At 55.5% G+C, this 20924-nt stretch carries 19 protein-coding genes; 13 read left to right on the forward strand and 6 right to left on the reverse strand.

Features of this window, described 5'->3' with window-relative positions; genetic code table 11:
• Window positions 1-307: 307 nt before the first annotated feature.
• From I6G83_RS10765 to mazG, 3 genes are all read left to right on the forward strand, one after another.
• Window positions 308-952 (forward strand): hypothetical protein, encoded by a 645-nt coding sequence (locus I6G83_RS10765; protein ID WP_054305135.1) that lies wholly within the window; start codon window positions 308-310, stop codon window positions 950-952.
• A 4-nt stretch (window positions 953-956) separates the two neighbouring features.
• Window positions 957-1142 carry a hypothetical protein gene (locus I6G83_RS10770; protein WP_054305136.1) on the forward strand — a complete coding sequence of 62 codons (186 nt, stop codon included), beginning with the start codon at window positions 957-959 and terminating at the stop codon, window positions 1140-1142.
• A 181-nt stretch (window positions 1143-1323) separates the two neighbouring features.
• Window positions 1324-2118 carry a nucleoside triphosphate pyrophosphohydrolase gene (mazG, locus tag I6G83_RS10775; protein ID WP_054305137.1) on the forward strand — a complete coding sequence of 265 codons (795 nt, stop codon included), beginning with the start codon at window positions 1324-1326 and terminating at the stop codon, window positions 2116-2118.
• A gap of 78 nt (window positions 2119-2196) precedes the next feature.
• On the opposite strand, the gene I6G83_RS10780 is transcribed toward mazG, so the two are convergent.
• Window positions 2197-2757 carry a recombinase family protein gene (locus tag I6G83_RS10780; protein ID WP_054305138.1) on the reverse strand — a complete coding sequence of 187 codons (561 nt, stop codon included), beginning with the start codon at window positions 2755-2757 and terminating at the stop codon, window positions 2197-2199.
• 281 nt (window positions 2758-3038) lie between these two features.
• Between I6G83_RS10780 and xyeA the strand changes: the two genes are divergently transcribed.
• The 10 genes from xyeA (at window position 3039) to I6G83_RS10830 (ending at window position 15033) form a co-directional block, all read left to right on the forward strand.
• Complete coding sequence (xyeA, locus tag I6G83_RS10785; RefSeq protein ID WP_072186068.1) at window positions 3039-3194, forward strand: XyeA family cyclophane-containing RiPP triceptide; 156 nt, start codon at window positions 3039-3041, stop codon at window positions 3192-3194.
• A gap of 65 nt (window positions 3195-3259) precedes the next feature.
• Window positions 3260-4438: a cyclophane-forming radical SAM/SPASM peptide maturase XyeB gene (xyeB, locus tag I6G83_RS10790; RefSeq protein ID WP_054305139.1), complete on the forward strand. Its 1179-nt coding sequence runs from the start codon at window positions 3260-3262 to the stop codon at window positions 4436-4438.
• A 44-nt stretch (window positions 4439-4482) separates the two neighbouring features.
• Window positions 4483-5298 (forward strand): hypothetical protein, encoded by an 816-nt coding sequence (locus I6G83_RS10795; RefSeq protein WP_232238957.1) that lies wholly within the window; start codon window positions 4483-4485, stop codon window positions 5296-5298.
• A gap of 4 nt (window positions 5299-5302) precedes the next feature.
• The gene (locus I6G83_RS10800) at window positions 5303-6520 is read left to right on the forward strand and encodes an HlyD family secretion protein (RefSeq protein ID WP_054305141.1); all 1218 of its coding nucleotides are present in this window, start codon (window positions 5303-5305) and stop codon (window positions 6518-6520) included.
• A 3-nt stretch (window positions 6521-6523) separates the two neighbouring features.
• Window positions 6524-8647, forward strand: coding sequence for a peptidase domain-containing ABC transporter (locus tag I6G83_RS10805; RefSeq protein ID WP_072186069.1), 2124 nt, complete (start codon window positions 6524-6526; stop codon window positions 8645-8647).
• 301 nt (window positions 8648-8948) lie between these two features.
• Window positions 8949-10586, forward strand: coding sequence for a glutamine hydrolyzing CTP synthase (gene pyrG, locus I6G83_RS10810; RefSeq protein ID WP_054305142.1), 1638 nt, complete (start codon window positions 8949-8951; stop codon window positions 10584-10586).
• A gap of 84 nt (window positions 10587-10670) precedes the next feature.
• Window positions 10671-11969 carry a phosphopyruvate hydratase gene (eno, locus tag I6G83_RS10815; protein ID WP_015670958.1) on the forward strand — a complete coding sequence of 433 codons (1299 nt, stop codon included), beginning with the start codon at window positions 10671-10673 and terminating at the stop codon, window positions 11967-11969.
• A gap of 265 nt (window positions 11970-12234) precedes the next feature.
• Window positions 12235-13425, forward strand: a complete 1191-nt coding sequence (locus tag I6G83_RS10820; RefSeq protein WP_054305143.1) for an NAD(P)/FAD-dependent oxidoreductase — start codon at window positions 12235-12237, stop codon at window positions 13423-13425.
• Window positions 13426-13436: 11 nt separating this feature from the next.
• Window positions 13437-13817 carry a hypothetical protein gene (locus tag I6G83_RS10825; protein ID WP_054305144.1) on the forward strand — a complete coding sequence of 127 codons (381 nt, stop codon included), beginning with the start codon at window positions 13437-13439 and terminating at the stop codon, window positions 13815-13817.
• 28 nt (window positions 13818-13845) lie between these two features.
• Window positions 13846-15033: a methionine gamma-lyase gene (locus tag I6G83_RS10830; protein WP_054305145.1), complete on the forward strand. Its 1188-nt coding sequence runs from the start codon at window positions 13846-13848 to the stop codon at window positions 15031-15033.
• Window positions 15034-15089: 56 nt separating this feature from the next.
• On the opposite strand, the gene I6G83_RS10835 is transcribed toward I6G83_RS10830, so the two are convergent.
• The 5 genes from I6G83_RS10835 to I6G83_RS10855 all read right to left on the reverse strand — a co-directional run bounded on the left by I6G83_RS10835 (window position 15090) and on the right by I6G83_RS10855 (window position 20833).
• Window positions 15090-16613, reverse strand: coding sequence for an HAL/PAL/TAL family ammonia-lyase (locus I6G83_RS10835; RefSeq protein WP_054305146.1), 1524 nt, complete (start codon window positions 16611-16613; stop codon window positions 15090-15092).
• A gap of 10 nt (window positions 16614-16623) precedes the next feature.
• Complete coding sequence (locus tag I6G83_RS10840; protein WP_054305147.1) at window positions 16624-17487, reverse strand: quaternary amine ABC transporter ATP-binding protein; 864 nt, start codon at window positions 17485-17487, stop codon at window positions 16624-16626.
• Window positions 17487-18335, reverse strand: a complete 849-nt coding sequence (locus I6G83_RS10845) for an ABC transporter permease (RefSeq protein WP_054305148.1) — start codon at window positions 18333-18335, stop codon at window positions 17487-17489. The genes I6G83_RS10840 and I6G83_RS10845 overlap by 1 nt, the downstream gene beginning before the upstream one ends.
• Before the next feature lie 59 nt (window positions 18336-18394).
• The gene (locus I6G83_RS10850; RefSeq protein WP_054305149.1) at window positions 18395-19375 is read right to left on the reverse strand and encodes an ABC transporter substrate-binding protein; all 981 of its coding nucleotides are present in this window, start codon (window positions 19373-19375) and stop codon (window positions 18395-18397) included.
• 63 nt (window positions 19376-19438) lie between these two features.
• Window positions 19439-20833 carry an amino acid permease gene (locus I6G83_RS10855; protein ID WP_054305150.1) on the reverse strand — a complete coding sequence of 465 codons (1395 nt, stop codon included), beginning with the start codon at window positions 20831-20833 and terminating at the stop codon, window positions 19439-19441.
• Window positions 20834-20924 lie beyond the last annotated feature (91 nt).

The following is a 20924-nucleotide window of genomic DNA, read 5'->3' on the forward strand; positions in this document are numbered from 1 at the left end:
CGCGAAATCCATTGGGGACTCAGGTGTCTGACGCCTGGATGCGGTAACCGCATGGTTAAAACTTATTGAGCCATCAAGGAGACGGACGCCATAATGGGCGCAAGATATTAATTTAAAATTGTTTAAAATCAATTTCTTGATGGTTTTTTGGGGCTAAAAGAGTGCCTGTGTGACATATGTTTTCCCCACCTTTCACCCTCAAAAGTTTACACCTCGCACAAATAGCCTTCCTGCCAGATAGCTCTTATTGATATGTCACCTTCTGGACATTAACATCAGGGAAACTTACTGATAGGGATAGTTATAAATGGATGTTATGGATGCAGGGAAAGCCATTGCGTTAGGTATTGCAAGCATTCCGCGTGATGCATATTTAGGGTTAGAGCGCACATTGCAGGATCTAAACCTGAGTGATGGGCGTAGCTACTATCAGCGCCGTAATCTGGCGGAAGATGCCCGTTTTGCCCGTGGTATGATTAAGATTGTGAAGAACCGCAATCAGATATACGACATTGCCAAGATCATATTAAATGATGTTATTGATAAGGTTCCGGAGCCGGTTCTGAAATGGCTGCATAGTGCAGTGACGCAAAAGCAGACGGAAGCGGAAAGCAGTTGGGTTATGCAAAACTTAATCGTTACCTACCTTGCGCAGCAGCTTTGTGAGGGGGTGATGATGAGTGCATTTTTCAAGCTCACGATCCGTACAACCCTTACCGCTGGGGTAGGTTTGATACTGACCCAAGGATTGTTAGCTAATGCAGCTAATGCATCCCGTGAACTGGCGTTGACTAACCCCGCCCTGTATCGCAAGCTCTACATCAAAGACTTTGATATGCTTTACTTTATGTTTGAAAAGCCGATCGGCAAAATTACTAAGCTCATCCAGACGTATCAAAACAATCCGGCTCAGTTGCAGAATTCTGTACAAAATCTAGATTTTAGAGGATGAATATATGATTTTCCTCATGCGTTTGCTTTTCGGTCTGGTGGGCTCTGTGATGGGGGGCGCTGCACTTCTTAGTTTTGCGTACTTCTACGAGGAACCCGGCAACATGAAAATTATAGCCCCGTTGGGGATTGTTGTTGTTGGTGTCCTGTTGCTTATCGTGATCGACAGGTTTACCCCTAAGAAAGATTGATGCCCTCTACTGCCCATCCTCAAATGTCATGGTAGGTAGTTTGTGTGACACTTTGTTTTTCATACTGCATTAAAAAATGTATGAATATTATGTGGTTACGTTTTTGCTTTCCGTAACTTGTTGAATGTGAAGTATACGGTAGCGCCATAATGGGCGTCCGTTTTTTTGCCGAGATTTTGCCATGACCTCATCCACTCCGCTGCAGCGTCTGCTGAATATTATGAAAACGCTGCGTGACCCGCAGGCGGGCTGCCCGTGGGACCGCAAGCAGACCTTTGCCACCATCGCGCCGTATACGCTGGAAGAAACCTATGAAGTGCTGGATGCGATCGAGCGCCAGGACTATGCCGACCTGCGCGACGAGCTGGGCGATCTGCTGTTTCAGGTGGTGTTCTACGCCCAGATGGGGCAGGAGCAGGGGCTGTTTGATTTTGACGACGTGTGCAGCGCCATCAGCGACAAACTGGAGCGGCGCCACCCGCACATCTTCGGCGATGCCGACGCGGCGGACAATGCGACGATTGCGGCGCGCTGGGAGCAGCTGAAGGCCGGCGAGCGGGCGGAAAAGGCGCTGCACTCGGCGCTGGACGATATCCCCAACGCGCTGCCGGCGCTGATGAAGGCGCACAAAATCCAGAAGCGCTGCGCCGCGGTGGGCTTTGACTGGCATACGCTGGGGCCGGTGCTCGACAAGGTGCATGAAGAGATTGACGAAGTGATGCACGAAGCGCAGCAGGCGGTGGTGGACCAGCAAAAGCTGGAAGAGGAAATCGGCGACCTGCTGTTCGCCACGGTCAATTTGTCGCGCCACCTGGGCCACAAGGCGGAAAACGCGCTGCAGGTCGCCAACCGCAAGTTCGAACGGCGCTTCCGTCAGGTGGAGAGCATCATCGCCCGCCAGGGGCTGACGATGAGCGACGCGACGCTGGAACAGATGGAAGAGGCCTGGCAGCAGGTGAAAAAAACTGAAATCTGAGCGGATGAGAACGTCGATGAACGTGTTTTTTTCACTCACCGCTGCCTTTCTGTTTAGGGTGTCCGTGGGCGAAGGGGGTTAACCGCATCTTTTCAGGTATTGGTATAACGTTTCTCTGCTGATGCCAAACTCACGGGCAAGCTGCGCTTTACTCTCACCGTTGGTAACGCGCAGTTGTAATTCAGCCTGTTGTTCCGCAGACAGTGATTTTTTCCTACCGCGATAAGCTCCGCGCATTCTGGCCGACTCGATGCCTTCTCGTTGACGTTCACGCCTTAAAGCACGTTCGAATTCGGCAAATGCCCCCATCATGGCCAGCATCAGATTTGCCATTGATGAACCGTTATTGCTAAAAGTTAAACGCTCTTTCACGAACTCAATACACACGCCCTTATCGACCAGTCTGCGCACCTGGCGCTGCAGGTCGGTCAAGTTGCGCGCCAGCCTATCCATACTGGGAACCACGACGGTGTCGCCGTTGCATACCGTCGAGAACAGCGTATCCAGTGCCGGGCGCTGGACGTCTTTGTTTGACGCGTTATCTGTAAACACTTTATCTACCACCAGTTGTTCCCATTGCTGTTCCGGATTGCGCTCAAAGTGACTCATCCGAATGTAGCCAATACGTTGACCGTTCATACGCCTCCAATGCTTAATATTATTGATTGTCTGTGAATCTAAATTTAAGTGTCAGAAAATAAAATTTAAACTTTATTCTGACATATTTTCTTGCTTCTCTGGTTTTATTTTGACATGGATGTATAGCTTAGTTTTTTAAAATAGTCTTTAGGTTATAAAAATAATAATTGGAAATTTATCCTGCATAACACTTTTTGTTTTTCACTCTTTATTTTTAACCCTGCTTCTGCAAAGGTTTGCGGGCGCATCAATTCCGGTGTGCATATAAAAAGGATGATGAAATGTCTAAGTTAGCTAAAGAAATTATCATGAACAAAGCTGTGGTAACCGTTGCTGCTGATAAAAAAGAGGCACGGAAAGCCCTGACTCAATCTATGCTGGATAGCGTTTCTGGCGGTTGGGTCAACGCCTTTGCGCGCTGGTCTAAGAGCTTCTAATTGATCCTGGTGCAGGGTGGGTGACCACCCTGCATATCTTTCTTTGTTGAACAGTGGTACAGGCGATGGCGAGTAAGAAAAAAATAAAGCATCTTGAAATAATTTTAAAGGTTAGTGAACGATGCAACATTAACTGCACGTATTGCTATGTATTCAACATGGGAAATGACTTGGCAATAAATTCAAAGCCAATTATTCATCATGATATCATTATTAACCTAAGAGGGTTCTTCGAACGCGCCTGTCAGGAATATGAAATAGAAACCGTTCAGGTTGACTTTCATGGCGGCGAGCCACTCATGATGGGAAAGGCGAGGTTTGATCGCGCATGCCAAGAGCTGATGTCCGGTGATTATAACGGCGCCAGACTTAACCTTGCTTGTCAGACAAATGCTATTCTTATTGATAATGAGTGGGTTAATATTTTCTCTAAATATAATGTCAGTGTTGGTATTTCTATTGATGGGCCCAAGCACATTAACGACAGACACCGACTGGATAGAAAAGGCCGCAGCACCTATGAAGGTACGGTAAGAGGCTTGAAAATGCTGCAGGAGGCCTGGCGGGAAGGCAGATTAAACGATGAGCCGGGTATCCTGTGCGTTGCCAATCCATCGGTCAAAGGGGCTGAAATCTATCGTCATTTTGTCGATGTGTTGAAATGCAAAAAGTTTGATTTCCTCATTCCGGATGAAAGTCATGATACATGCACCGATCCGGAAGGTTTGTCGGACTTTTATTGTTCAGCGCTGGATGAGTTTTTTGGGGATGCGGATAAAGACGTATATGTGCGCTACTTCCATACGCACATGCAATCCATGTTGAGTTCAGAATTCAACCCGGTCATGGGGGTAAGTAAAGCCGGTAGCGACGCTTTCGCTTTCACGGTCAGCTCCGATGGCGACCTTTATGTGGATGATACGTTAAGAACGACGAACGACGCGATATTTACACCTATTGGAAATGTCCGGCATTTAATGCTGTCAGAAACACTCTCTTCATGGCAGGTGAATAAATATGTGGCTATAAATAATCAGCTGCCTAGCGTTTGCGTCGATTGCGTCTGGCAAAAAGTCTGCGGTGGTGGGCGCCATATTCAGCGCTACTCCTCCGGAGATGATTTTAATCGTGAAAGCGTGTACTGCCCGTCGATCAGAAAGATCATGAGTCGTGCGGCTTCGCATTTGATTGCGTCAGGGGTGGAGGAGGACATTATCATGAAAAACTTAGAGGTTAATTCGTGATCAGGCGACTATTCTTGGGGGCATTCCTGTTTTCCGGCATTTGCATGGCAAACCCTCCCGCTGATTTTGGGCGGGTGCGGTATGACGAACGTGGCTTGCCGTTAATTGATGTTTGGATTGACAAGCGTCTTCATACCTTAATGCTGGATACCGGCAGCGGGGAGGGGATGCATCTTTATCAACACGAACTTGACAAGTTGCTGGCTAATCCGAGTCTGAGTGCGACTGAAAAAACGCCTCGCCGGCTGATGGATGTTGCTGGTGGTGAAAATAAAGTTTCGGCATGGAATATTAGCCGGTTATTTGTTTCCAATATTCCTTTTGACAATGTTGAAACGGTCAGTTTTAAACCGTGGGGGTTGAGCATCGGCGGCGATGTCCCGGTAAATGAAGTTATGGGATTGGGACTTTTTCGCCAACGTCGGGTTCTTATGGATTTTAAAAACGATCGGCTGCAAATATTGGCGGATTTGCCTGCTGACATCAAAAAGTGGTCATCCTATCCTGTGGAGCCAAGTGCATCTGGATTACGTGTTACCGCATCTGCGGGCGATGCGCCTTTACATTTAATTGTCGATACTGCCGCCAGCCATTCTCTCCTGTTTTCTGACCGCTTGCCGTCAGGGCTGCTTTTCTCTGGGTGTCGCGACATTGAACCTGAAGCATCCAACCTGGACTGCCGGGTGACCAAAATAGCGGTTACGGATCGTGAAGGTAAAACACGTGATGACCTGGCCGTCGTTACCTCTGGCGAAACGCCTCAGGAATTGGATTTTGACGGCCTGTTGGGGATGAAATTTATGCGGGGGCATCAGGTGATCATCGATATGCCTGGACGCCTGCTTTATATCAGCCGTTAGTGCGATGGACAACGAAAACTCTCTCTTTCGCCAGGAGGCGTTGCAGCATAAAAAAAACGCCTGGCTGGGTGATTTCACCGTGTCAGCGCCCTCGGCGTTGCCGATTGCGTTATGGAGCGCCGCCGGCGTTTTGCTGTTAGCCACCCTCCTGCTATTTACCACCTATACCAAAAGAGTCCCCGTGAGTGGGCGAGTGATCTATACGCCCTCGGCTGCGGAGGCGGTGTTTAGTCATGAGGGAATTATCGGCCGTATCGAAGTACGTCAGGGGGAAAAGGTGAAAAAGGGTGACGTCATTGCGACGTTTTCACGCGATGTTACCTACGCCGGGGGCGGAATGAATCAGGCGTTGCAAGATACGTCGCAGCGTCAGCTTGTGGAGTTGCAAAAGCGGGGCGAAGAACGACGTAACGAGGGAGAAGAAGAGCGCCGGCGCTTGCGTGAAAAGGTCAGCGCCAAAGAACGGGAAATGGCGGCTATTCGAGCGGCAGCCGCAGCAGAATCAGAGCGCGTCGGCGGTTTGAAAAAACGCTTGGGATTTTATCAACAGCTGTTCCAGAAAGGCGTTGCGACCGTGCAAGAGAAAATTGAGCGGGAGAATGAATATCATGATTCCGTTGCACAACTGAATATGCATCACATCAACATCGCACGCGTGCAGGGCGAACGGCTGCAGTTGGTGGATGAATTGGCCCGCTCGGAAGCTCAGGAAAAGCAGGCGCTGACAGAGATTCAGCAGCAGGAAGTTACGCTGCAACAACAGGTGATTAGTGCGTCGGCCGTGGTGGAGTCACGCGTTATTGCTCCGCTTGATGGCGTCGTCGCCTCAATGAGCATCATGGCAGGCCAGAGAGTGACGGCCGGTGCCATTGCCGCCGTGCTGGTGCCGGAAAATGCGCGGCCGTTGGTTGAAATGTGGATCCCGCCCTCTGCACTGCAGGAGGTGAAGACAGGTCAGCATGTCTCCATGCGCGTCGCGTCATTGCCGTGGGAGTGGTTTGGGAAAGTGCCCGGTACGGTTGCCGCCATCAGCGCGAGTCCGGAGGCCCTGACGGGAAATCATCGACGTTTTCGCGTGCTGATAGCGCCCGATGCAGACACGCAGGCACTGCCTGCGGGGGTGGACGTTGAGGCGGATATATTGACGACGCGCCGTCGCATCTGGCAATGGCTATTTTTACCATTAAAACAAACAATTAGCCGCATCGTACTTGAGAGTTGACACATGTTTTTTTCCTGGCAGAAAACACCGCTGGTCCTGCAGTCGGAAACCAACGAATGTGGCTTGGCCTGCGTGGCCATGATGGCCGGTTATTTTGGTAAACGCATCGATCTTGCCTCAGCGCGCACTTTTCACGGCGCAGGCAGCCACGGGATGACGTTGCGGGATCTTATCACGGCGTTTGAACGGATGGGGATGACGGCCCGTGCTTCGCGAGTCGAGCTTGATGAACTGCGTTCTCTTAGCCGTCCGGCCATTCTTCACTGGTCATTCAATCATTTCGTGGTGTTGGTGAAAGTGACGCGCCGAGGGGCAGTGATCCTTGATCCCGCCATTGGACGACGCAGCATCTCATTGCGGGAACTGTCGGATAAATTTACCGGCATTTTGGTGGAGGCGTGGCCTGCGGAGACATTCGACAAACAACCCCTGGAAATGAATGTTACCGTAGCCGATCTTTTCCGTGGCGTACGGGGGTTGAGACGCATTTTTACCGGCGTTCTCATGCTTTCGCTGTTGGTGGAACTACTGTCTATTGCCGTGCCCGCGGCGTCACAATTTACTATTGATACGCTGGTGCGTTCATCCGATCGCGAAGGGATATTTTTTGTCGGCCTTGTGGTCATTGCCGCGTTGCTGATTAAGTCCGCCTTTGCGGTGGTGCGAGCCTGGATTTTGATGAACCTCCGCTATACGCTCGGCGTAAAATGGGCAGAAATGTTCTTTAATCGACTTATCAGGCTCACGCTGTCATTTTTTGAGAAACGCCATACTGGTGATATCGCGTCACGCTTCCAGTCGTTGACTGCCATCCAGGAAGCCTTTACGGCCGACATGGTTGCTTCTCTCCTTGACGCCATCGTGATAGTCATTTCAATGGCGATCATTTTTACCTATTCACCCGTGCTGGCTCTTGGCCCCCTTGTTGCCGCCGCTGCCTATGCCGCCTTGAAGGCGGGGTTATTTTCGACATATCGCAATCGTAAAATTGAACATATCGCCTTTGAAGCGGTGCAATCCTCTCACTTTCTTGAGACGGTCAGAGCGATCGGCGCGATTAAAATGTTGAACCTGACGCCGGTGCGGCGTCGTGAATGGGTCAACCATGTGGTCAACAGCACTCAAGCTGGGAATCAACTGTTCAAACTCGATCTGCTGACCAATACGGCGGCCGTGCTGCTTGTGGGTTTTTCCGGGATGTATGTGCTTGGCGTCGGGGCTATCGGATTTGATAAGGGCATCACGACCGGCGTTTTGTTAGCTGTGATGCTTTATGCCGATATGGTGATTACCCGGACCGTGAAGTTAGTCAATGCCGTTGCCGATTTTTGCCTGGTATCCATGCATAGCCAGCGTCTGACCGATGTGGCTGTTTCGCCTGTGGAACGTGATGAGGGGGAACGCGCGCCGCCGCCGCTGAATGGGCATATCGTGATCCGCAACCTGGCATTCCGCCACTCCGAAACTGAGCGCAATATCTTTGAAGGGATCAATCTTGAAGTCATGCCAGGAGAAAATATCGCCATTGTCGGGCCATCCGGATGTGGCAAGTCAACGTTTCTCCATGTGTTGGCAGGACTGTATGAAGCCAGCGAAGGGGATGTTTTTATTAATGGCGCGGCGATGTCCGGCATAGGGAAAACAGCCATCCGCGAACATGTCGCTTTTGTCATGCAGGATGACAAACTCTTGGCCGGCACCATACGGCAGAATATCACCGGCTTTACCACGTCTCCGGACGTGGAGCTGATGGTGGAGTGCGCCGGTCACGCCTCCATTGACGAAGAGATAGGCGCATTCCCGCAGGGGTATGATTCGATGATCGGCGATATCGGTAGTACACTTTCGGGGGGACAGCGACAGCGCATTTCTATCGCCAGAGCGCTGTACAGGCAACCTGGCGTGTTGCTGCTTGATGAAGCCACCAGCGATCTTGATATTGATAATGAGAAAAGGATCACCCGTGCCATCGGGCGATTGTCAATAACCCGTATTTTTGTTGCTCATCGCCCTGAAATGATCAAGTCTGCGGATAGAATTTTTAATCTTCATCTGAATGCTTGGGTGAACCAGGAAAACCGAACCGCGGCCGCAATGTTGATCGCTGACAAGGTTTACCCAAGCTGAAACGGTTAAGCTTGCCGTCAGTTGCGGACAGGCGGAAACAACGGGCGTTAAAAAGCCAACAAACTGAAATCTAAGGCGTTTTAGCGGCTCAATGCGCTGTTAATCGACGGTTTCTATCGCTAACCCTTTGTTTTACAAGCCTGACCAGACAGCCGTAACCGGCCAAAACCTGAGGAACGCGCGGGGATGACAGAGATGATGGAGAGTAAAACGATCGTTTGTAGGTCAAGACAGGTTCGGGTATACTACTTTCCCGTCTTGGTTCTTCCATCGTCTTTAAACCTAAACTCTCAGGTTCAGCATGACAACTAATTATATTTTTGTGACCGGCGGGGTCGTATCCTCTCTGGGTAAAGGCATTGCCGCAGCCTCTCTGGCGGCTATTCTTGAAGCCCGTGGCCTCAACGTTACCATCATGAAACTGGACCCGTACATCAACGTGGATCCGGGCACCATGAGCCCGATTCAGCATGGGGAAGTTTTCGTCACCGAAGACGGCGCAGAAACCGACCTGGACTTGGGTCACTACGAGCGCTTCATCCGCACCAAAATGACGCGCCGCAACAACTTCACCACCGGCCGCATCTACTCCGACGTGCTGCGTAAAGAACGCCGCGGCGACTATCTGGGCGCGACCGTACAGGTTATTCCTCACATCACCAACGCGATCAAAGAGCGTATCATCGAAGGCGGCGAAGGCCACGATGTGGTGCTGGTGGAAATCGGCGGCACCGTCGGCGATATCGAATCGCTGCCGTTCCTCGAAGCTATCCGTCAGATGGCGGTGGAAGTGGGCCGTGAGCACACGCTGTACATGCACCTGACGCTGGTGCCGTACATGGCCGCCGCCGGTGAAGTGAAAACCAAACCGACCCAGCATTCCGTTAAAGAGCTGCTTTCCATCGGTATTCAGCCGGATGTGCTGATCTGCCGTTCCGACCGCGCCGTTCCTGCCAATGAGCGGGCGAAGATTGCATTGTTCTGCAACGTGCCGGAAAAAGCGGTAATCTCCCTGAAAGACGTTGATTCCATTTATAAAATCCCGGGCCTATTGAAATCTCAAGGGCTTGATGATTATATTTGTAAACGATTCAGCCTCAACGCGCCGGAAGCCAACCTGGCCGAATGGGAGCAGGTGATTTACGAAGAAGCCAATCCGGGCGGCGAAGTGACTATCGGTATGGTCGGCAAGTATATTGAACTGCCGGATGCCTATAAGTCCGTGATTGAGGCGCTCAAGCACGGCGGCCTGAAAAACCGCGTGACCGTGAACATCAAGCTGATTGATTCACAGGACGTTGAGACGCGCGGCGTGGAACTGCTGAAGGGGCTGGATGCTATCCTTATCCCTGGCGGCTTCGGCTACCGCGGCGTGGAAGGCAAAGTGATGACCGCCCGCTATGCGCGCGAGAACAACATCCCTTATCTGGGCATTTGCCTGGGTATGCAGGTGGCGCTGATGGAGTTTGCCCGTAACGTTGCCGGGATGGAAAACGCCAACTCCACCGAATTTGAGCCAGACTGTAAGTACCCGGTGGTGGCGCTGATCACCGAATGGCGCGACGAAGAAGGCAACGTCGAAGTGCGCAGCGAGGAGAGCGATCTGGGCGGCACCATGCGTGTCGGCGGCCAGCAGTGTCATCTGAGCGATGACAGCCTGGTGCGTCAGCTGTACGGCGAGCCGACCATCGTTGAGCGTCACCGTCACCGTTATGAAGTTAACAATATGCTGTTGAAGCAGATTGAAGCCGCCGGGCTGCGCGTAGCCGGTCGCTCTGCGGACAACAAGTTGGTTGAAATTATCGAGCTGCCGGACCATCCGTGGTTCGTCGCTTGTCAGTTCCACCCGGAATTCACTTCGACGCCGCGTGATGGGCATCCGCTGTTCGCCGGTTTTGTGAAGGCGGCGGCTGACCAGCAGAAGCGTCAGGAGAAGTAAACGTTTTTAGCGGCAACGCGCGGTGAGAACCGCGCGTTGTTTGTCTGGAGTTTTAGTTAACTTGTGACTTGAGGAAAACCTACTATGTCCAAAATCGTTAAAGTCATCGGCCGTGAAATCATCGACTCACGCGGTAACCCAACTGTAGAAGCCGAAGTTCACCTGGAAGGCGGTTTCGTTGGTCTGGCTGCTGCGCCGTCAGGTGCTTCTACCGGTTCCCGTGAAGCGCTGGAACTGCGTGACGGTGACAAGTCTCGTTTCCTGGGTAAAGGCGTACTGAAAGCCGTTGCCGCGGTAAACGGTCCAATCGCTGAAGCCGTGGTGGGCAAAGATGCCAAAGACCAGGCTAACATCGATAAGATCATGATCGAGCTGGACGGCACCGAGAACAAATCCAAGTTCGGCGCCAACGCCATTCTGGCGGTTTCCCTGGCGGCTGCCAAAGCTGCCGCGGCCTCCAAAGGCATGCCGCTGTTCGAGCACATTGCTGAACTGAACGGTACCCCAGGCAAATTCTCCATGCCTCTGCCAATGATGAACATCATCAACGGCGGCGAGCACGCTGACAACAACGTCGACATTCAGGAATTCATGATTCAGCCGGTTGGCGCGAAGACCCTGAAAGAAGCGGTGCGCATGGGTTCTGAAGTGTTCCACCACCTGGCGAAAGTGCTGAAGTCCAAAGGCATGAACACCGCAGTGGGCGACGAAGGCGGCTACGCGCCAAACCTGGGCTCCAACGCCGAAGCGCTGGCGGTTATCGCTGAAGCGGTAAAAGCAGCGGGCTACGAGCTGGGTAAAGACATCACCCTGGCGATGGACTGCGCGGCGTCCGAATTCTACAAAGACGGCAAGTACGTGCTGGCCGGCGAAGGCAACAAAGCCTTCACCTCTGAAGAGTTCACCCACTTCCTGGAAGAGCTGACCAAACAGTATCCGATCGTCTCCATCGAAGATGGCCTGGACGAGTCTGACTGGGACGGCTTCGCTTACCAGACCAAAGTTCTGGGCGACAAAATCCAGCTGGTTGGCGACGACCTGTTCGTGACCAACACCAAGATCCTGAAAGAAGGCATCGAAAAAGGCATCGCCAACTCCATCCTGATCAAGTTCAACCAGATCGGTTCTCTGACCGAAACTCTGGCGGCGATCAAAATGGCGAAAGATGCCGGCTACACCGCGGTTATCTCTCACCGCTCCGGTGAAACCGAAGACGCTACCATCGCCGACCTGGCGGTAGGTACCGCAGCAGGCCAGATCAAAACCGGTTCCATGAGCCGTTCTGACCGCGTTGCCAAGTACAATCAGCTGATTCGTATCGAAGAAGCGCTGGGCGAGCGTGCGCCGTTCAACGGTCTGAAAGAAGTTAAAGGCCAGAATTGATTCGCGTCCTGCCGTAAATAATAAAAACCCGCCGCGGCGGGTTTTTTTACGTCTGTCCACAGTGAAACTCTATCCCGGTTATTTATTACTAGCGTATCATTTATTTTTTTTAGCGACCTGCCTGAATATTTATCGTTAATAACCATAGCGTTAATTATTTATTCTTTTTGGGCTGGTATTATAACCTTTTATTACTAGACTTATATTCCGTAGGGATACTCCACATCACTCTCACCGGCTTGGAGCCATGGGGAACGGAGATATCATGCGGAAAAGAATCGTAATTGTCGGCGGCGGCACCGGCGGCACCATGCTGGCTAATATCCTGGCGCACAAGCTGCATCGCGAAATTATTAATAATAAAGTTGAGTTATTAATGATCTCGCAAACCGCGGCGCATTATTACAAGCCGGCGTTTATGTATGTCGCATTTAACGCGTTTTTTAAACATGAGTTAATGCGTGCGCAGCAAAGTCTGTTACGTCCGGAAATTAAGTTTGTGGTCGATAAGGCGGAGGGCGTTGATTTTAAACAGCGTCGGCTATTCACCGCCAGCGGCAATAATTATGATTATGACTTCCTGGTATTTGCTACCGGCTGTCTGCCCTGGACGGAAAAAATTCCCGGCCTGGCCGAGGCGGGCGACCACTTTTATCAGTATCAGGCGGCGCGCCGGCTGGCGGATAAACTGGCGACGATTGAAAAAGGGCGCATCTTTATTACCGTCTCCTTCCCGCAAACCCCCAACGTTCCGCACCAGTGCGGCATCGCGCCGATTGAAACCACCCTGATGCTGGATGAGTACCTGCGCCAGCGCGGCGTGCGTAAGCAGATAGAGATCGTTTATACCTACCCGACCATTTCCCAGCTGTTGCGTAACTGCCTGTTTTTACAGCGTCCTACCGGTGAAGCGCTGCCGGAAATTTTTGCCGCACGCGGCATCAAACATCAGCGCGGCTTTACGCTGGATCAGGTGGACGCCGAGCGGCGTATCGCCTATTCCGCCGAGGGCGAAGAACAGCCGTTCGACATATTGATGGCGACGCCGCCGATTCGCGCGGTGGAAATGGTGCGCAACACCGGCCTGAGCGATATCGCCAACGGCGAAGGCTGGCTGCCGACCGACCCGCAGACGCTGCAGGTCTATGACCAGCAGGGGGTATATGTGATCGGCGATACGGTTGACCTGCCCATCAGCAAGGCGGGCGGCTCCTGCCACAATCAGGCGCCGGTGATCGCCGACAATATCGTGGCGGAGATGCAGCTGGGTCATCCGGTGCGCCATTACGACGGCAAGGTGCAGGCGGTGGCGCAGTTCGGCCTGAGCAGCGGTATGCCGCTGGTGTATGACTATCGTCACGACGTCGTGCCGACCCCGGCTACCAAGCTGGGCGGGATGTTACGCAACGGCGTGAACCGCGGTCTGTACTGGGCCGCGGTGCGCGGCCTGATATAACGGAGCTGAGCATGGAAAATACGCAGACTGAGGCGCTGGCGGCGCTGATGGAAAAACTCTCTCCGCTGTTGGCGAGCGGCCGGCTGGATAACGTGGTCGATGCGCTCTCGCTCACCTCGGATTTGGTCGACATTGCCGATAACGCGCTGGTCGACAAGCTGGCCGCGCTGTTTGACGACCTGACCAGCGCCGGCTGGGAAGGGGGAATGGCGCTGAAAATGGCCTATAGCGAACTGCAGCAGAATGAACAGCCGGCTACCCTGCGTGGGCTGTATGCGTTGCTGCGTCAGCCGGAAACGCTGCTCGGGCTGATGCTGGTGCTGCGCACGCTGAATATTATCGGCGGGCGCCTGCGCGCCGCGCACCTACCGGCGGACGTCACACCGGAATAATCGTTCTTATCCATATCGAGGAGTCACTATGTCGTCAGCAAGCAAACAGGCTTTCGCCACGCGGGCCATCCATTATGGTTACGATCCGCAACAGTACCATGGCGCACTTTGCCCGCCGGTGTTTATGAGCTCCACCTTCACCTTTCCCTCGGCGGAATACGGCGGCGCCTGCTTTGCCGGCACCGAGCCCGGCTATTTCTATTCGCGCATCGCCAACCCGACGCTTAACCTGTTGGAGCAGCGCATCGCCAATCTGGAGGGCGGCGAAGCGGCGGTGGCGTTTTCGTCCGGCATGGGGGCGGTGACCGCCTGCTGCTGGACCCTGCTCGGCCCGGGTGATGAACTGATTGTGGATGAGACGCTGTATGGCTGCACCTTCAGCTACTTCCATCACGGGCTGGAGCGCTTTGGCGTCAAGGTGACCCACGTCGATATGACGCAGCCGGAGGCGCTGGCGGCGGCGATCGGGCCGAGCACCAGGCTGGTGTACTGTGAAACGCCGGCCAACCCCAATATGCGGCTGGTGGATATCGCGGCGGTGGCGGAAATTACCCACCGCCATGCGGCGCTGCTGCTGGTGGATAACACCTACTGTACGCCTTATCTGCAGCGGCCGCTGGCGCTGGGGGCGGATATCGTGCTGCACTCGGCGACCAAATACCTGGGCGGGCACGGCGATCTGCTGGCCGGGGTGGTGGTGACCCGCGCCGAGCTGGCGCAGGATATCCGCCTGATTGGCCTGAAGGATATGAACGGCGCGGTGCTGTCGGCGCAGGATGCGGCGCTGCTGCTGCGCGGGCTGAAAACCCTGCCGCTGCGGATGGAGCGTCACTGCGACACCGCCCAGCGCATTGCGGAAATGCTGGCGCAGCATCCGGCGGTTGAGCAGGTGTATTACCCGGGCCTGCCCGCCTTCCGCCAGCATGCGCTGGCGCAGCGGCAGATGGCGCGGCCGGGCGGTATGATCGCCTTTGAGCTGAAGGGCGGCATGGCGGCGGGCATTCGCTTCCTCAATGCGCTGCAGCTGATCCTGCGGGCGGTCAGCCTGGGGGACTGTGAAACGCTGGCGCAGCACCCGGCCAGCATGACGCATTCGTCCTATAGCGAGGAGGAGCGGCAGCGCCACCATATCAGCGACGGGCTGATTCGGCTTTCCGCCGGGCTGGAAGACGCCGACGATCTGCTGGCGGATATCGAGCAGGCGCTGGTGCAATAAGGCGGGCCGGCAGGTGAAAGTAACAGGCCCACGCGGTAACCGGCGGGCCTTGTGCGTCAGGTTAAGGTGGGAGCAATCTCGGCCAGCGCGCGTTCATCAGCGATTAACGCCGCGCTGAGGGCGATATCCGGCGCGAGCCAGCGGTCCTGGTGATACGGGGCGATGCTTTGCCGCAGATAGCGCCAGGCGCGATCCGTCCCGTCGCCGAAGCGGCAAGGGGTTAGGAATTCGAACGCCTGGGCCGCCAGCAGGTATTCAATGGCCAGAACCTGCTGGCAGTTCGCCAGCATCTGATGCACACGTAACGCGGCGCTGGTGCCAAGGCTGAGATGATCCTCCTGCAGTGCCGAGGTGACGTAATTATCCACGCTGCAGGGCTGGGCCAGCTGGCGGTTCTGCGCACAGAGCGAGGCGGCGACGTATTGCGCGATCATCATGCCGGAATTGACGCCGGGTTCGCTGACTAAGAATGCCGGCAGGCCGCTGACCAGCGGATTGACCAGCCTGTCGATGCGCCGTTCCGCAATACCGCCCAGTTCGGCGATGGCGATGGCCAGCAGATCGGCGGCCATCGCCACGGACTCGCCGTGGGGGTTGGCCTGCGATACGACGCGGTAGCATTCCGGCGTGCCGAGCAGCAGCGGGTTATCGGTCGCGCCGTTCAGTTCACATTCAATCTGTTGCGTGGCGTGCGCCAGCTGATCGCGGCAGGCGCCGTGGACCTGCGGTATGGCGCGCAGGCTTAGTGCGTCTTGCGTGCGGATGCCTTCGCTGGCGGCAATCAGCTCACTGTTCGCCAGCAATGCGCGCAGGTTGCCGCCGACCTGTTGCATGCCGGGGTGAGCTTTGAGCGCCAGGATCTCGGCGTCGAAGGCGGCGATCTGTCCGCGCAGCGCCTCGAAGCTCATGGCGCCCAGCACGTCGGCCCAGCGCGCCAGCCGCCAGGCATCGGCGAGCGCCAGGCAGGCCAGACCGGTCATACATGGCGTGCCGTTCACCAGGCACAGTCCGTCTTTGGCGCCGAGCGACGGCGGCTCGAGCCCTTCGGCGGCGAATGCCTGGGCGGCGGAGACGAGCTGCCCGCGGTAGCTGACCTGTCCCATGCCCAGTAAGCTTACGCCGACATGCGCCATATGCGTCAGGTAGCCGACGGAGCCTTGTGAAGGCACCTGCGGCGTAATGCCCCGGTTAAGCAACGCCAGCAGCGTCTCCACGACGTGACGTTGAATCCCCGACTTGCCGTGGCTGTAGTTGACGATGGCGCAGCAGATAATCGCCCGCGTCTGCGGCACGCTGAGCGGTTCGCCGACGCCGCAGGCATGGCTCATCAGCGTGTTGCGCGACAGCTGCGCCAGCTGTTCGCCGTGCAGCGCCTGATTACATAAGGCGCCAAGCCCGGTGTTGACGCCGTAGGCGCGCTGTTCACCGGCGACGATATGCGTCACGATGGCCTGGGCGTTTTCGATCCGCCGCCAGGCGCTTCCGGAGAGGGCCAGCCGTGCGCCATCGCGGGCGACGGCGACGACATCCTGCCAGCGTACGGGCTGGCTGCCGATCTCCACAACGGAAATATCATGCATGGCGGTATCCTCAGGCGCTGGCCATGATATGCGGACGGGGTTTGTGCATATTTTCATCCAGGGCCAGCCGGCGCTGGACGAAACGATTGACGTATTCGTCCGCCGGCTTACTCAGGATTTCCTGTGGCGTGCCGACCTGGATCAGGCGGCCGTCTTTCAGGATGGCGATGCGGTTGCCGATGCGCACCGCCTCGTCCAGATCGTGGGTGATAAAGACCAGCGTCTTGTGCAGATCTTTTTGCAGGGCCAGCAGCTGATCCTGCATTTCGGCGCGAATCAGCGGGTCGAGCGCGCTGAAGGCCTCATCCAGCAGGATAATATCGGTATCGGTTGCCAAGGCGCGCGCCAGACCGACGCGCTGACGCATACCGCCGGACAGCTGATGCGGATAGGACTTCTCGTATCCCGCTAACCCGACGGTATCAATCCAGTGGCGGGCGCGATCCTGATAGGCCTCTTTTTTGCCGCCGCGGATTTTCAGGCCATAGCTGACGTTTTCCAGCACCGTTTTATGCGGCAGCAGGCCGAAACTCTGAAAGACCATGCTGATTTGATGACGACGAAAATGCTCGAGCTGTTTTTCGTCGTAACGCAGAATGTCTTCACCATCGATCAGGATTTCTCCGCTGGTGGGTTCGATCAGCCGGTTGATATGGCGCACCAGAGTGGATTTTCCAGAACCGGATAGTCCCATGATGACGAATATCTCGCCGGCCTTGATCGACAGGGAGAGATCGTGCACGCCGATCACGCAGCCGGTTTCCGCCTGCACTTCCTGCTTGGTTTTCCCCTGCCGGCTCAGCGCCAGCGCCGCTGCGGTCTTATGGCCGAAGATCTTGTAGACGTTTTTGATATCGATTTTGTTCATCATCATTACCCCGCAACCACGGCTGAGCGGCCATAGGCCTGAGTTATACGGTCAATCACTACCGCGAGAATCACTATGGCCAACCCGGCTTCCAGCCCCATGCCGACGTTTAACGTCTGAATGCCGACCAGCACGTCTTCCCCCAGCCCGCGGGCGCCGATCATGGAGGCCACCACCACCATCGACAGCGACATCATCGTGGTCTGATTGATGCCGGCCATAATGCTTGGCATCGCCAGCGGCAGCTGTACGCCGAAGAGTTTTTGCCAGCGGTTGGCGCCGAACGCGGTGGCGGACTCCATCACTTCGGCATCGACCTGACGAATGCCTAAATCCGTCAGGCGGATCAGCGGCGGCGTGGCGTAGATCACCGTGGCGAGAATCGCGGGGACTTTACCCAGCCCGAACAGCATCAGCACCGGGATCAGGTAGACAAAGCTGGGCATGGTTTGCATCACGTCCATCAACGGCATCATCACGGCCCGCACGCGGTTGCTGCGGGCGGCCAGAATACCCAGCGGAATGCCGATCATGACGGCAAGCAGCGTGGCGACCAACACCAGCGCCAGCGTCAGCATTAATTTATCCCACAGGCCGGCGGCGCCGACCAGCAGCGTCAGGCCGACCATGACCGCCGTCGGCAGCCAGCGGCGCGTGGCATGCCAGCTCAGCAAGCCGACGATCGCCAGCATCAGCCACCAGGGCGTCATGCGTAGCAGGCTCTCCAATTGGATGACGACCCACAGCAGGTTGTCGGAAATAGCGCGGAAGGTATCGCCGTAATTGTTGACCAGGGTTTCAACCCAGCCGTTGATCCAATCGGCAATCGAGAAGGTAAAGCGTTCTGGAAACATGGTTAGCCCCTGTCTGAGCGCGGGGCCGGATGGCCCCGATGGTTATCGGTTTGACTGTGTTACAAGGACGCCTGAATTTTCTTCGCGGCGTCGTCGCTTACCCACTTTTGCCAAATTTCCGGATGCTGTTTGAAGAACGCCTGCGCCAGTTTTTCTGAGCTGATGCGCTTTTGTTTCATCAGCGCCAGATTCTGATTCAACAGATCCAGCGGCAGGTTTACCTTGCTCAACACCGTAACCAGTTCCGGCGCTTGCTGATTGAAGACCTGAGACAGGCCGACTTTGATGTGAATTTGCTTATCCGCGCCTGGCTCCTCCAGTTTGACCAGATCGAGCTGGCCCATCATCGGCGTTGGCGACCAGTAGTAGAACAGAATGGGTTCGCCGCGGCGGTAGCCGGATAAAATTGCCGTATCCAGCGCCGGGCCGGTGCCGGGGCGGAAATTGGTGAACTTGTCGTCCAGCTTGAATTTTTTCAGGATGGCGGTGTTGTCCAGTTCGCAGGTCCAGCCGGCGGGGCAGTTATAGAAACGACCCTTATCGGGTTCCTCCTGATCGCGGAACAGTGAGGCGTATTGGGTCAAATCCGCAATGCTTTTCAGGTTCGGCGCCGCCGGTTTGATACCGCGCTTGGCATCGCCCGCGATCACATAGCGCGGAACGTACCAGCCTTCTTCAGCGCCGACGATGGGGGCGCCGACGCTGACCACCTTGCCGGCCGCTTCGGCCTTTTTCCAGACCTCGCTGCGGCCAATCCACTCTTCGGCAAACACCTGAATATCATCCGTGCTGACCGCCTGCTCCATCGTGATCGAGTTGCCCGGCAGGGTGTCGGTTTTACAGTCGTAACCTTTTTGCAGTACGTATTGCATGATGTCGGTCAGGAGCATGCCGCTTTCCCAGTTCAGACCGGCGAACTTGACCGGTTTACCGGTTTCGCACCAGCCGGCGGCGTTGGCGCTGCCGCTGGCCAGTGCCAGTCCAAGTGTGATAAGCGGTAGCCGCAGTGTTTTCACCAACCCCGATGTTGTTGTTTGCATAGCAGTATTTCCCCGTTGTGTAGAGGGTAACGAATAAAGGCCCGGGAACGGCGGGCCTGATGACTACATATTCTGGGAGAAGGTCGCGACGGGTGAACCCCCGCCTTTTTTGCGTACCCACAGCCAGTACGCCAGCGTGAGCAGTGCCACCCAGGCCAGCCCGACATACAGCGCGATGCGGCTCTCCTCAAAGTAACCGAGCAGGCCGATGACAAACACCATAAACGCCGTCGCCAGCGCCGGCGCGACCGGCCACCACGGCACCGGGAAGCTCAGCGCGGCGGCTTCCTCTTTGCTGATGGTGCGGCGCATCACGATCTGCGACAGCAGGATCATCAGCCACACCCACACGGTAGCGAAGGTGGCGATGGAGGCGATGATCATAAAGATCTGTTTCGGGATCAGGTAGTTGAGCACCACGCCGACCAGCAGGGCGATCGCCATCACCAGCACCGTCATCCAGGGCACGCCGTTGCCGGTCAGTTTGGTGAAGCTCTTCGGCGCCTGGCCCTCCTGCGCCATGCCGTACATCATGCGTCCGGCGCCGAAGATATCGCTGTTGATAGCGGAAATAGCGGCGGTAATCACCACCACGTTCAGCAGGTTGGCGGCCGATTCAATGCCCAGGCTGCTGAAGATCTCGACAAACGGGCTGCCGTTCTGGCCGATGCTGTTCCACGGATAGATCGCCATCAGCACCATCAGCGTCAGCACGTAAAACAGCAGGATGCGCAGCGGGACGGCGTTAATCGCCTTCGGCAGCACCTTGGCGGGATCCTTCGCTTCGCTGGCGGTGATGCCGATAATTTCAATGCCGCCGAAGGCGAACATCACCACCGCCAGCGAGGCCACCACGCCGCCGAAGCCGTTAGGCATAAAGCCGCCGTGCTGCCATAAATTGCTGAGGCCGGTGGCCTGCTGGGCCTGGCCGAAGCCAAACATCATCACCGCCGCGCCGCCGATAATCATGGCGACGATCGCCGCCACTTTGATCAGCGACAGCCAGAATTCCATTTCGCCGAATACTTTTACGCTGCACATATTCAGCGCGCCGATAAAGAGGATGATACTCAGCACCCAGACCCACTGGGCGACGTCCGGGAACCACAGCCCCATATAGATGCCGAAGGCGGTGACGTCGGCCAGCGCGACGATCACCATTTCAAAGGTATAGGTCCAGCCGGTGAGAAAGCCGGCCAGCGGGCCGAGGTAACGGCTGGCGTAATGGCCGAACGAGCCGGAAACCGGCTGGTGCACCGCCATCTCTCCCAGCGCGCGCATTACCATAAACACCGCCGCGCCGCCCACCAGATAGGCCAGCAGTACCGCCGGGCCGGCCAGTTGAATGGCGCCGGCGGAGCCGTAAAACAGGCCGGTGCCGATCGCCGAGCCCAGCGCCATAAATCGGATATGTCGCGCGTTGAGTCCGCGTCTGAGTTGTGTTGTGTCGCTACGCATGTTGCTTCCCGTTGTTGTTGTTTTGCGGAACAGGTACATGCTGCCCTCGCCGGGTGAAACGTACCCGGCGGGGCAGAACAAACTGCGTGGT

Origin of the sequence: Serratia rubidaea (assembly GCF_016026735.1) — a bacterium.
Lineage (GTDB): Bacteria > Pseudomonadota > Gammaproteobacteria > Enterobacterales > Enterobacteriaceae > Serratia_B > Serratia_B rubidaea.